The 13,272-nt window shown below is 68.3% G+C and carries 8 protein-coding genes; 4 read left to right on the forward strand and 4 right to left on the reverse strand.

What is annotated here, in order from left to right; all coding sequences use genetic code 11:
• Positions 1-143 precede the first annotated feature (143 nt).
• Both O7546_RS30730 and O7546_RS07300 read right to left on the reverse strand, forming a co-directional pair.
• Positions 144-716: a hypothetical protein gene (locus tag O7546_RS30730; protein ID WP_348651253.1), complete on the reverse strand. Its 573-nt coding sequence runs from the start codon at positions 714-716 to the stop codon at positions 144-146.
• Between the two features lie 677 nt (positions 717-1,393).
• Positions 1,394-4,210, reverse strand: coding sequence for a LuxR family transcriptional regulator (locus O7546_RS07300; RefSeq protein ID WP_082159318.1), 2,817 nt, complete (start codon positions 4,208-4,210; stop codon positions 1,394-1,396).
• 245 nt (positions 4,211-4,455) lie between these two features.
• Between O7546_RS07300 and O7546_RS07305 the strand changes: the two genes are divergently transcribed.
• A complete protein-coding gene (locus O7546_RS07305; RefSeq protein ID WP_281601146.1) occupies positions 4,456-7,899 on the forward strand; it encodes a M28 family peptidase in 3,444 nt (1,147 codons plus the stop codon).
• 758 nt (positions 7,900-8,657) lie between these two features.
• On the opposite strand, the gene istB is transcribed toward O7546_RS07305, so the two are convergent.
• Complete coding sequence (gene istB, locus O7546_RS07310) at positions 8,658-9,446, reverse strand: IS21-like element helper ATPase IstB (RefSeq protein WP_281600163.1); 789 nt, start codon at positions 9,444-9,446, stop codon at positions 8,658-8,660.
• Positions 9,446-10,672 (reverse strand): IS21 family transposase, encoded by a 1,227-nt coding sequence (gene istA / locus O7546_RS07315; protein WP_281600164.1) that lies wholly within the window; start codon positions 10,670-10,672, stop codon positions 9,446-9,448. Before istA ends, istB begins: the two co-directional genes overlap by 1 nt.
• 393 nt (positions 10,673-11,065) lie before the next feature.
• Between istA and O7546_RS07320 the strand changes: the two genes are divergently transcribed.
• The 3 genes from O7546_RS07320 to O7546_RS07330 all read left to right on the forward strand — a co-directional run bounded on the left by O7546_RS07320 (position 11,066) and on the right by O7546_RS07330 (position 13,236).
• Entirely contained in the window at positions 11,066-12,262 is a 1,197-nt protein-coding gene (locus O7546_RS07320; protein ID WP_194803498.1) for a helix-turn-helix transcriptional regulator, read from the forward strand.
• Between the two features lie 330 nt (positions 12,263-12,592).
• Positions 12,593-12,931 (forward strand): hypothetical protein, encoded by a 339-nt coding sequence (locus tag O7546_RS30735; protein WP_332367430.1) that lies wholly within the window; start codon positions 12,593-12,595, stop codon positions 12,929-12,931.
• On the forward strand, positions 12,928-13,236 hold the full coding sequence (locus O7546_RS07330) for a hypothetical protein (protein ID WP_269696411.1): 309 nt from the start codon (positions 12,928-12,930) through the stop codon (positions 13,234-13,236). Before O7546_RS30735 ends, O7546_RS07330 begins: the two co-directional genes overlap by 4 nt.
• The last annotated feature ends 36 nt before the right edge of the window (positions 13,237-13,272 follow it).

A 13,272-nucleotide genomic window follows, 5' to 3' on the forward strand; every position in this document is an offset into this window, starting at 1 on the left:
TCAGCTGCTCGGCTGTGGGCTTCAGCTCTGTGGGGCGGCGACAACCGCGACTCTATGCTCATCCTTCGCGACGAACTGCTGCTGGCGCCAAGATTGGGGCCCGCCATGCTGATCCGGCAGAGCGACGATGATGGCGTCAGGAGTCACGGTTGCCGGCGCGCGGCGCGGGCGGCAGCTATACGCGCCTGGTAGATTGCCCAGCCTTTTCTGAACATCGCCGCCTCGATAGCATGCGGGCGCACGGCCGCTTGGTTAGTGGACTCAGTTCTGGCATGGTTGTGGGCGAATTCGAGCCACCGCTGGTATTGATCTGGGCCCCAAGGGCCGCGTTCCGTAATGTCCCAGTGTTCGACTTCCTTCAAAGCTATGGCAACGAACTGGTCGAGGATCAGCGCGCGACCAGGTTGTGCGTCGGGCCGGGCATCCGCGAAGTACAGCAGCTTGGTGTAGAACGAGGGCCCGAGGTAGGGAAGCTTCTGCTCGCCGCCCAGGGCCAGCATCTCGTACGCCTTCGCCGGTCCCTGATCACGAAGGACGGTCAAAGCCTTAACGAGCTTGGCCGTGGTGGACTCAGTCGTGTTCTTAGTGAAGACCTGAGCTCGACGACCGACGAGGAATGCTCGGTCGCCGGTGCCCCAGGCGTAGCTGCCGACCAGCAGTCGCCCGACGTCGTCTGGACCGCCATTCGCTGCGGTGAGGAGGTCGCTACGCGTGATATGTCAGTACTGCCGACCCCTGTTGGCCTCGGGCAGGTCGGATAGCCATGCCGTCCACCCTTCGGCGGGGACGCGTTGCTGCCACCAGCGTGGACGAAAGTCGAACCCGTGTGTGAGAACCTCACCAGGGGTCCAGAACGCGTCGACGCCAAGTCGGTCTCTGAGCCCCATCGTCGTCTCCTGCCCGGTGTGGGCAGACTGTACCGGCGGGCATCGACCGGAAACGACCCATGCTGCGTAAGCCCGGCCCAGGACGCCGAACTAGAAGGACTCTTATACCACGGTACTCGGACTTCTCCACTCGGGCCGTAAGGCGTTGGCCGCGAGGTATGGGGCCAGTCGTCCGTCCGCTCGCCGGGGCCGCGCCGCGCTCGGCGTGCTCCTGAGGACGGCCAACAGAGCACCGGTTTCCTAAGACCGTCATCTATGCATGTCGGTAGGCCGACTGCCTGCGATTCAGCCGTTCATTACCTCTGTTTGTTGGTCGCATTGGATAGCTGCTGCGCTCCGTTGCTGGCGGTTACAGTAGCAAACCGGCCGCCTCTGTTGCTTTTTGTGTCAACTTTCTCGATTCTAAATCCTCGTCACGGCATTTTGCGACTTGACGTAGCGAGGATGCTGTCCGGGGAAGCACGTGCGATCCTCGCCCAACCCGCTCCTTTACGCCGCACGCCGAGTTACGCCTGGGCACCGGAGTCGGAAGTGGGCGCAAACGCGTTGCCAGGCTGATGCGCCAGGCCGGGCTGCAGGGCTTCTGCCGGCGCTGCCGTCAGGGCTGCAAGGTGCGCGAGTTGGACGCGTGAGTGGATGCCGAGCTTCCGGTAGACGCGGGTGAGGTTTGCTTCGACTGTTTTGACACTGATGGTGAGGGCGGTGGCGATGTCGCGGTTGGTCGCTCCGCTGGCGGCGAGCTCGACGCAGCGCTGTTCGGCGGAGGTGAGGCAGGGGAGCGTACTGCTGTGCGCGGGGACGGGCTCCAGTTGGTGGAGGGTGCGGGTGGCGGCTTCGATCCAGGGGTGTGCCTGGTGCGTGCTGAAGAGGTCGGCGGCGCTCTGCGCCGCGGTGCGGGCGCTGGCGCGTCGGCGTCCGCGTCGTTCGGTGTGGCTGAGGGCCAGGAGGGTTCGACCGTGTTCGATGGGCAGGTGGCGGAGGTGGTCGGCTGCTGCGGTGAGGAGGTCGGCGGCCGCATCGTAGTTGCCCAGGGTGGCTTCCAGGAGTGCCTGGGAGCGGTCGAGCACGGGGAGGACGCAGCTTCTATCTAGATCAGTCGCGGTGCGACGGGTATCGGTCAGCAGTTTGCGGGCTTGGTCGAGGTAGCCGAGGGAGATGAGGGCTTGGGCGAGGTCGGCGTGCCAGCGCAGGACGGACGGGTCGCGGACCTGCTGGCGCTTCTCAAGCGTACGGACCTCTTCCAGCGCCTCCAGGGCTTCTTTCGGACGCCCGGTGACCAGGAGAAGATGTCCGAGGACGAAGAGGTTTCGGGAGAGGAAGACTTTGTTGTCCTCCCGGCGGGAGGTGTCCGCCCCGCGGCGTGCGTGAGCGAGGGCGGAGTCGGTGCACGAGGCGGTGCCCTCGACCAGGGCGGAGGTGTAGCACGTTGGTGCGGGGTCCAAGGCGGCTCTGTCGGTAAGCGACAGGGCGCGGCCGGCGTAGTCGAGGGCCAGTCCGCACCGTCCGGCGCGGATCTCGACTTCGGCGAGGCTGCGCAGGACATCCACGGTGGCTTCGGCGTCTCCGGTCCGCTCGGCTTCGACGAGCAGAGGCAGCAGTGCGCTGCGGGCTTCGTCCAGACGGTCGTCGAAGATGGCGTGCCGGGCGGAGAGCTGTTCGGGCCTGGCGTTGACGGGGATGTGAGTGCTGCGTGGCAGGGACAGGGCGTGGCCGAGCGTGGTCTCGGCTTGGGGGCGGCCGAGGATGCGTTGGATGCGGGCCTGCATCGTGAGGGCCATGGCGGTGGTGGCGGTGTCGCCAGCGCTCCGGGCGAGGCTGGCGGCCCGGGCAGCCTGGGCGCACGCCCGGTCGGGATCGCCGTTGACGTTGGCCCAGATCGCCTGGCGGACGAGGATCTGCGCGGTCAGGTCCGGATGTCCGGCCGCTTCGTGAAGTGCGTCGGCGAACAGCTTGTCGCCGTTGTACAGGTGCTGTCCGCCTGAGTCGATCAGGGCGATGAGGGCGTTGACGCGGTTGGCGGGGCTGCTGTCGTGGTTCAGGACGAGGCGGACGGCAGCCTGGCCGCGGGGCAGGTCGCCGTTGTGGGCGGCGTCGCGTACGGCGGTCAGCGCCCGTTCGGTGAGCAGGTCGGCGTCGGTCTCCGGGGTACGTTCGGCGGCGAGCAGGGAGAGCTCGGCCGCTAGTGCGGGTTCTCCGCGCAGCCGGGCGCGGGCGGCGGCGCGGTCGGCGCAGTCGGCCGACTGCGGGTCGTTGGTGTCGGCCGCCAGCGTGGTGTGACGGTCGCGGCGGATGCTGTCGCGGCTGGCTTCGGCCAGGCGGGCGTGCAGGAGCCTGCGTGTGGCGACCGGCGGTCGGGCCGCGAGTTCGGCACCGATCGCGGCGGCGGCGAACCGGATCTTCCCGTCGACCTGCCCGATGTTGATCAGTCCGGCTGCCTCGGCCTCTGCGAGAAGGTTTTCGGCGGGCGGGCCGGCGAGGCGGCTCAGCAGTTCGCGGTCGGGCCGGTCGTCGAGTGCGGCGACCGTCAACAGTTCCTGAACTTCGGCCGACACAGTGCCCAGCCATTCGTTCACCAGTCGGCGGGCGGCCGGCGGCAGGACCAGGTCGTCTACGAGACCCTGAGCGGCCGGCAGGTCGGTGGCGCGGCTGCGGGCCCCGGCGAATGCGAGGGCTAGGGCCGGGTTCCCTCCGCTGCGGATGTGGGTCTGCGTGACCTCGTAGGGGGTTAGCCGGTACGGCGACAGCAGGGTTGCGACCTGATCGGGTGTCAGCGCCGGGATGCGTACCGCACAGGGGTCCTCGCCGCACCAGTGGCCTTCGCTCCCCGGGCGCCAGATTCGCTCTGCGGCTATGACGGGAAGGTCGGGAGCCAGGCGCAGTGCCCAACGCAAGACGGCCGCGCTGGCCGTATCCAGCCACTGGGCGTTGTCCACCACCAGTGTCAGAGGCGGGGTGTCCAGCAGCAGGGTGGCGGTCAACCGGCGCAGCCGTAGAGCGGTCCCGGCGGGATCGGCAGAGCCCGGCACTCCGACGGCCTTGTCGATTCCGGTCGCGAGTTCCCGCGCGGCCGGCAGCGGTTGGAGGGCCAGTGCGAGTTCGAGCAGTCCGGTGTAGGGGACCTGGGCGTCCTGTGGGCTCGGAGCCAGCCTTAGGACAGGCATGCCCAGCTGCTGCCCGAGTACACCGGCCGCAGCGGTCTTGCCGATCCCGGGCGGACCGAACAGCACCACCCGACGGGCGCCGCGCACGACGCCCGGTACCACCGGCAGCATGGTGCCGGTGGCCCCCTGATGCGCATTCACTGCCGTCGCAGAATCTGGCACCGGATCATAGTGCGCCCGACGGTCCTTCGCGCACCAGAGCAAGGGGTTGCCCTGATTTCGGCCAGCCTCCGCCGTTCCTAGTGTCATCGCCAAAGCCGAGCTGTCACCGGTTGCCGGAGATCCCATCAACACGGGCCCTGCTGCCACACCCCTCAACCCATCTCGGCGGGAGGATTGCGATGTATCGAAGAACTGCCATGGCGGCCGCTGTCGCGGTTGCGCTTACCCTGGGCACCGTGACCGGGGTGGCCACCCAGTCGACCGCAGCCACCCCGCCCCCTACACCCACGGTTGCGCAGAGCCCGCTGTCGCTGGCGATCTCTGCAGCCGACCGCGCTGCCGACGGCGGTCACGACGCGCTGGCCAAAGGCCCCTTCGAGCAGTACGACCGGCGCATGGTGATCCCGTGGGTCGACGGGCTGTTCTCCATCGCCTACGAGCGCACCTACCGGGGCCTGCCGGTGGTCGGCGGCGACGCCGCCGTGCTCGCCGACGGCAAGGGTGCGATCCGGGCGATCTCCGCCGCCACCAAGACGAAGATCAACGTCTCCGTGGTGCCGACCGTCGCCGTCGACCGTGCCGAGCAGACCGCCAAGAGCCTGCTCGCGAAGGTCGACCGGGTCGAGTCGCGCACCCTGGTGGTGCACGTCAAGGACAGCACCGCCCGCCTCGCGTGGGAGGTCGTCGTCGCCGGACGCACCGCCTCGGCGCCCAGCCACCTGCACGTCTTCGTGGACGCGCGCACCGGCCAGGTGCTGGCCAAGCAGGAGGACGCCGCGGCGGGCTCCGGCACCGGCAAGTGGAACGGGCCCAGTCCGCTGTCGATCACCACGTCGCAGTCGGGCAGCACCTACTACCTGCGCGACACCACCCGCTCCGGCCTGAACTGCCAGGACTACAGCACCAACACCGTCTTCTCCGGCCCGGACGACAGCTGGGGCAACGGAGTGGGCACCAGCAAGGAGACCGGCTGCGTCGACGCCCTGTACTCGGCGCAGAAGGAATGGGACATGCTGTCGGGCTGGCTGGGCCGCAACGGCCACAACGGCAACGGCGGCAGCTGGCCGATCAAGGTGGGCCTGAACGAGCAGAACGCCTACTGGGACGGCTCGACGATCACCATCGGCAAGAACCAGGCGGGCAACTGGATCTCCTCGATGGACGTGGTAGGCCACGAGTTCGGCCACGGCCTCGACCAGAACACCCCCGGCGGCACCAGCTCCGAAGCCGGCCTCGGCGAAGCCACCGGCGACATCTTCGGCGCCCTGACCGAGGCATACGCCAACCAGTCCAGCGCCTACGACGAACCCGACTACCTGGTCGGTGAGGAGATCGACCTCGTCGGCGACGGCCCGATCCGCAACATGTACAACCCCTCGCTGGTCGGCGGCCACCCGAACTGCTACTCCTCGTCGATCCCGAACACGGAGGTACACGCGGCCGCAGGTCCGCTCAACCACTGGTTCTACCTGCTCGCCGAGGGCAGCGCGCCGGGCGGCGGCAAGCCGAACAGCCCCATCTGCTCGGGCGGCCCGTCGTCGGTCACCGGCGTGGGCATCCAGTCCGCCGGAAAGATCTTCTACGGCGGCATGCTGCTGAAGACCTCCGGCATGACCCACAAGAAGTACCGCACCGCGACCCTGACCGCCGCGAAGAACCTGGACTCCTCGTGCGTCCTGTTCAACCGGACCAAGGACGCGTGGAACGCGGTCGCGGTCCCGGCCCAGACCGGCGACCCGACCTGCACCGGTTCCAGCACCGACTTCTCCGTCTCGGTCAGCCCCACCTCGGGCAGCGTCAACGCGGGCTCCTCGGTCACCGCGACGGTCAACACCGCGACCGTCTCCGGCAGCGCGCAGACCGTGTCGCTGACCTCCTCGGGCGCCCCGTCGGGGGTCACCGTGTCGTTCAGCCCGTCGTCGGTGACCTCGGGCAGCAGCTCCACCATGACGGTGGCGACCACATCCGGCGCCGCCGCCGGCACGTACACGATCACCGTGACCGGCACCGGTTCGGTCACCCACACCGCGCAGTACACGCTGACGGTCAACGGCGGCACCCCCGGCGGCACCGCCCCGGACATCAGCGTGTCCAACGTGCAGGCGCACCTGACCCAGCTCAACACCATCGCCACCAACAACGGCGGCAACCGCCGCTCGACCGGCCAGGGCTATCTGCAGTCGGTGGCGTACGTCAAGGGCAAGCTGCAGACCGCCGGCTTCACCGTCACCGAGCAGCCCTGCACCTCGGGCTGCACCAGCGGCGCCGGCCCGAACCTGATCGCCGAGTGGCCCGGCGGCAACGCCAGCAACGTCTACATGTTCGGCGCCCACCTGGACAGCGTCTCGGCCGGTCCCGGCATCAACGACAACGGCTCCGGCTCGGCGGCGCTGCTCGAGGTCGCCCTCGCGCTCGCCGCGCAGAACCCGACCATGCTGAACAAGGTCCGCTTCGGCTGGTGGACCGACGAGGAGCAGGGCCTCAACGGCTCGAAGTTCTACGTCAACTCCCTCACCAGCACCCAGCGGACCGCGATCAAGGCCTACTACAACTTCGACATGATCGGGTCGAAGAACGGCGGCTACTTCATCAACAACATCAGCTCGACCGCGTCGCAGCCGATGAAGGCGTACTGGGACAGCCTCAGCCTGCAGCCGGAGGAGAACGTCGAGGGCCAGGGTCGCTCCGACGACTACTCGTTCCAGAACGCGGGCATCCCGACCTCCGGCTACGCCATGGGCGCCAGCGCCACCAAGACCTCGGCCCAGGCGTCGAAGTGGGGCGGCACCGCCGGTCAGGCGTACGACTCCTGCTACCACTCGTCGTGCGACACCACCAGCAACATCAACGCCACCGGCCTGGACCGGGCCGCCGACGGCATCGCCTACACGCTGTGGAACCGGGCCGTCGGCACGTCCACCCCGACCGACGACTTCTCGATCTCGGCCAGCCCCGCGTCGGGCACCGTGAACGCGGGGTCCAGCACCACGACCACCGTCGGCACCGCCACCACCTCGGGCAGCGCCCAGACGGTGAACCTGACCGCCAGCGGCGCCCCCACGGGCGTGACGGTCTCGTTCAGCCCGGCGTCGGTCACCTCCGGCAGCTCGTCGACCGCCACCATCGCGGTCGGCTCGTCGGTGGCCGGCGGCACCTACACCATCACCATCACCGGCTCGGGTTCGGCGACGCACAGCACCACGTACACGCTGACCGTGACCGGCGGGCCGGGCGGCTGCACCGCCGCCCAGCTGATCCTCAACGGCGGGTTCGAAAGCGGCACCTCGCCGTGGACCGGCTCCACCGGCGTGATCGGCACCTCTATCGGGCAGGTGCCGCGCAGCGGCACCCGGTACGCGTGGCTCGGCGGAAACGGCTACACCGCGACCGAGGCCATCAGCCAGACCGTCACCATCCCGTCGGGCTGCACCAGTGCGGTACTGACCTACTGGCTGCACATCGACACGAGCGAGTACGGGGCGCTCGCCTACGACGTGTTCACGATCAAGGCCAACGGCACCACCGTGGCGTCGCTGTCCAACATGAACGCTGCCACGGGCTACACGCAGCGCACCGTCAACCTCGGCGCGTACGCCGGCCAGACGGTCACGCTGACCTTCACCGGCACCGAGGACGCCTACCTGCAGACCAGCTTCGTGCTGGACGACGTGACCCTGCAGATCGGCTGAGTTCAACGGCAGGGTGGGGCGCTCGCCCCACCCTGCCGCAGGTCCTGCGCCCCTGTTCCGCTGCCGGACCGGACCTTAGCCTGAATCCGTGGATTGGATTCTGGGTGCGTTGTCGGGTTGATCTAGCCGATTGGGGGTGTGATGGATCCGCTGGCCCTGGTCTCCGTAGAACGCCAAGTAACCCGGCTCCGCCTTGACCTGGCGAGAGGCGAAGTCCATCGCCTCCGGGCGCAGATCTGCCCAACCTCGCGGGAAGCGGCCGTCCGCGTTACCCACATGAAATCCGGTTCATAACTCGGCCCGGCCCCGGCGAGCGCGGGTCGCCGGAAGACGGCAGACATTTCGCTGCCGTGGTGCCCACCCGGCCCGATGTCGCCGCTGCCGCCAGGGAGCATGGCCGGGTGCAGTTCTAGGAAGTCTTGGACGGTGGACTCCTCCGGGTCCGTCTTCAGGAGGTCGTACCACTGCGACATGACCTCATCGGCATAACTCTGCCAATCGATAGCCTTTGGGCGGGTTGGGTCCGTGTCAGGCTCCAGCCCTTGCCAGTCACTGGTCGAGGCCTGCTCGGTGGTCGACATGTGCAGAGCGTAGGCGCACGAGTTGCGCAGTGTCAGCCTTCATGGATTGCGTCGCTGGTCCAACCCGAGCAACCTCGGCTGCTGGTGCAAGCGGCACGCATGCGAGCTGTCAACGCCGGCTGAACTTTGACCCCTCTGTTCCGGCCGAATTTTGACCCCCTCGTTGGTTGTTGATGTTCAGTCGTTGGTCTTGGTGGCTGCGGGGACGCGGCCGAGGTCGCGGTCTTTGAGTCGGTAGCTGTCGCCCTTCATCGAGATCACCTCGGCGTGGTGAACGAGGCGGTCGATCATGGCTGCGGCGACGACATCGTCGCCGAACACTTCGCCCCAGCGGCCGAAGGGCTTGTTGCTGGTGACGATCAGGGTGGCTCGTTCGTAGCGGTTGGAGACGAGCTGGAAGAACAGGTTCGCGGCTTCGGCTTCGAAGGGGATGTAGCCGACCTCGTCGACGATCAGCAGCGGGATCCGGCCGAGTTTGACCAGTTCGTCTTGCAGGCGGCCGGCGTGGTGGGCATCAGCCAGGCGGGACACCCACTGGGCGGCGGTGGCGAACGCGACCCGGTGTCCTGCCTGGCAGGCCCGGATCCCGAGGCCGATGGACAGGTGGGTTTTGCCGGTGCCGGGCGGGCCCAGGAAGACGACGTTCTCTCGGCCGGTGATGAAGTCGAGGGTTCCCAGATGGGCGATGGTCTCCCGCTTCAACGACCGTTGGTGGTCGAAGTCGAACTCCTCCAGGCTCTTGCGGGCCGGAAACCTGGCTGCCCGGATGCGTCCTTCTCCGCCGTGGGCTTCGCGGGCGGCGACCTCGCGTTGCAGGCAGGCGGCGAGGAACTCCTCATGCGTCCACGACTCTGCCCGGGCCCGCTCCGCCAGGCGCTCCACCGACGCGGCCAGGGACGGCGCCTTCAGGGCACGGGTGAGGAACGCGATCTCGGATGCGACGTTGCGGCTGGTCTTGGCGGCCATCACGCAGCCACCTCGTCCAGGCCGAACATCCGGTCGTAGTCGCTCAACGGCCGGCGTTCGACTTGGGCGTCGACGGCGGCCGTCGGGGTGCGTTGGGCGGCGATGCGCAGATCGGCGGCGGCTTGGCGGTGGGCGGGGTCGGTGATGCTCTGATGCTTGGCCCAGCAACGGTCGTGCCGGGCCACCGGTCGGCCGTCGCAGAGCACCGTCACGTGGTCGCAGTCGGCGGTGACCTCGACCCGCCGGCCGACCACTGACGGGTGCACCGAGTAGTCGTTGCCGTCCAAGCGGACGTAGTGATCGCGGGGCAGCCGGGTGGCCTGCCGCCACCCGACCACCGGCGCGACCGGCGGCAGCGGCAGCATCACCTGCCGGTCGGCGTCCCACCGCTCCGCCGGGCGGCAGCCCAGCATCCGGTGCTGGCGGTTGTTCGCCCGCACCAACCACTCGGACAGCTGAGCGTTGAAGTCGCCGGGTGAACCGAACCGGCGTCCGGGCAGGAACGAGGTCTCCAGATAGCCGTTGGCCCGTTCGACCAGGCCCTTCGATTCCGGGTCCGCCGGCCGGCACTGGATCACCTTGATGCCGAGGGTGCCGCGGAAGGCGTTCATCGCCTCGGTCAGCTGCGGCCTGCCGGCCCGCCACTGCCCGACGGCGGACTCGTTGTCCCACACCAACGCCTTGGGCACCCGCCCCCAGCCGGAGATCAGCGTCCAGTGTCCGACCAGCAGGTCCGGCGACTGCCGCGACGGGATCATCACCGCAGACAGCCACCGCGAATACCCCGACACCATCACCAGCACCGGCGGCCGACCGACCTGCCCGAAGCCCAACGGCACGTCCGCCGGCGGGAACCACAGATCACACTGCGCCAGCTCACCCGGCAGATACTCCGTCCGCTGAGCCGGATCCGGCCGGCGGAACAACGGCCGCAGCTGCTGCACCCGATCAGAGAACACCGTCTTGCCGCGAGTCCACCCGACCCGCTCCATGATCACCGTCGTCGGCATGTCCGGGAACTCCGCCAACAACGCCCTGATCTGCGGCTCCACCGCGTCCACGATCGAACCCTTCGCCGCCCGCTGATAGCGAGGCGGCTCATGACTGGCCAAAGCCTTACGCACCGTGTTCCGCGAGACCCCCAGCCGACGGCAGATGGCCTTGATCGCCATCCGCTCCGCCCGGTACAACCGACGGATCTCCGCCCAGTCCTCCACGCTCAGCACCTCCCGATGCTTCCGGAAGGGGTCAAAATTCAGCCGGAACCACGGGGTCAGTTTTCAGGCGGAGCCGACACGAGCATGCACAGTCCCGCTGGCGTCTAGCTCAGCGTCAGCTCGGAGTCAGCAAGAAGGGCCACGTTGTCGATCATTGGATGATGTTGCGCGAGGGCAGCGGTGCACCGTACGGCATCAGTTGGCACGCTGGGAGCACGGCTGATACGTGAGATCGTCGTTCACGCCGAAGAGATCACTGTTTGATCCGCGGGTGCGGTGGGTCCCAAGGCCACTTCACTGAGAAGCGAGCAGCCTGGGGCGTCCACGTGGGAAGAGTCGGGGTACCGTCGATGGGGTGGCGGCCTGCTGATTCGCCAGGCCTCTTGAGCTGGGAGCGACGCTATGGCCTCGTCCGTCGATCCGCGCTTTGGGGTAGCTCTGCGGGAGTCTCGGGAGCGGCGTGGCCTGTCGCTTCGGTCTCTCGGGCAACTCGCTCACCGGAGTAAGAGCCATCTGCACGAGTTGGAGGCAGGGCTCAAAGCCCCGACGGTCGACACAGCCCGCCACCTGGACCGGGTTTTGGATGCCGGGGGAGTGCTTGCTCGGCTGGTTGATGCGCCGATCGACCATGCGGCCGAGGCAGGCGAGTTGCGGGCGAGAGTCGCCGCCAGTGATGTCAGCAACGACACGCTCGAACGGATCGAGCAGGGCGTTGACGACCTCGCCAGCTCCTATCCGACGATGGCCCCGGCGGATCTGTTGCCGTTGGTGCGGCGGCACCTCTCCTATGTGGTGCGGCTGCTCGACGGGCGGCTAACGCTTGCTCAACAGCGGCGGCTGCTGGTTGCCGGCGGTTGGCTCGCGGTGCTGAGGGCCACGGTTCACATCGACCTGCGGCAGCGGAATTCTGCGGCTGCTCACCTGCGAGCCGCTCGTGAGCTTGCTGAACATGCCGAGCATCCCGAGATCCAGGCGTGGTGTCTGGAGACGCGAGCTTGGGACGTGTTGACGCAAGGTGACCACCGTTCAGCGCTCGATCTTTCCCAGCAGGCGCAACGGGTCGCGCCTCCGGGCAGCTCTGCCAGGATCCAGGCGACTGCTCAGGAGGCCCGTGCATGGGCTCGCATCGGAGACGTTGCTGCTACCCGACGAACCCTGGATCGGGTAGAGCGGTTGGCGGCGAACTTGCCCGTTCCCGAGCGAGCCGAGCATCACTATCGCTACGACCCTGCCAAGGCCGCCGCCTACACGGCCACGACTTTGGCATGGGCTGGTGACCCGGGCGCCGAGCAGGTGGCTCGGGCCGTACTGGCCGATCTGGATCCGCACGGCGATGGGGGAGCGCGGCCACGCCGGTCGGCATCGGCGCGTCTCGACCTCGGACTTGCCCTTGTCGCCGCCGGTCAGCCGGACGAAGCGGTTGCGCTCGGGGCGCAGGCCGTGGCATCCGGGCGAGTGGTGCCGTCGAACTGGTGGCGAGCCGCGGAACTGCTGGCAAAGGTTGAGGATCTCGGAGTGCCCGAGGCCGCGATGTTCCGTGAACTGTGCGTCGAGTACGCGCCGGGCGGGCGATCAATAGCGGACAGCACACCTAGTTAGCGGACAGTCACCTTCTGGATCGTAGACGCGCGCGGCGTGACGCTGGACCTCACTGAACCGGGCGCGGATCGAGGCACATCAGCAGGTGCCCCTTCGTGCCCTCATCATGGAGGGCCAGAAGATGACGGTGCCTATCGGGCTCCTGCGGCGACTCGTGGGCCGGTACCTCCCGTCGATTCCGGCGGCGTACGGCGTCGGGCAGCGCATCCAGATGATGGAGCAGGACATCGCCCGGCGGCGGTTGCTGGACCAGGCGCGCGGCGGGCAACAGGCCCCGGCGGGTGTCGGGGACACATCGATGTCGCGAGAGCGGCGCGTCTCGTATGACGAATACCTTTTTGCCACAGCGCTGACTCTTGCCCGACGGCACCGGCCGGTGTGGTCGTGGCGGCTCTGGCGGCGCATCTGCCGCTGCGGGTCCGACCTGCCCTGCCACGCCCGGCACCGGATACCGATCAATCGTGGCCACTGGCCACAGGAGGGCGAGCAGTGACCGGCGGGCAGGAACAGGCGATCCTCGCGGTACACGTTCGAGGGCTCGACGGCATGTGTGTCGGCTGCCGACTGTGGTGGGCGCGACTGACTCCGTACCCCTGTTGGCAGGTGGAATGGGCGACCAGCCGGCAGGCGCGGGCGATCACCGCGCGGTTCCTGGAGGGTGTGCGGTGACCACCCACGGCCCGGTCATGCCGGTCTGGAGCTGCGGCGGCTGCGACCTGCCCTGGCCCTGCCCGACCCGGAAGCGGGAGCTGCGGGCGGAGTTCATGGATGCGCCGGTGTCGCTGGCCCTCTACCTCGGTGCCTACCTCGTTCAGGCCACCGAGGACATGCCCTGGACGCCGGCCGGCGTGCTGCACCGCCGCTTCCTCGGCTGGACCAGGGAAACCGGCCACCTCATGCCGGTAGTGCAGCAGCGAAGTACCGCAAGCGTGCGAGCCGAGCCCGGTCGGGACGAGTCGCACCAGGCCCTCTGACCTCGCATCGAGCCTGACCCGGCCATCTCGCCGACA

The organism is Micromonospora sp. WMMA1976, from assembly GCF_027497335.1.
Taxonomy (GTDB): Bacteria; Actinomycetota; Actinomycetes; order Mycobacteriales; family Micromonosporaceae; genus Micromonospora; species Micromonospora aurantiaca.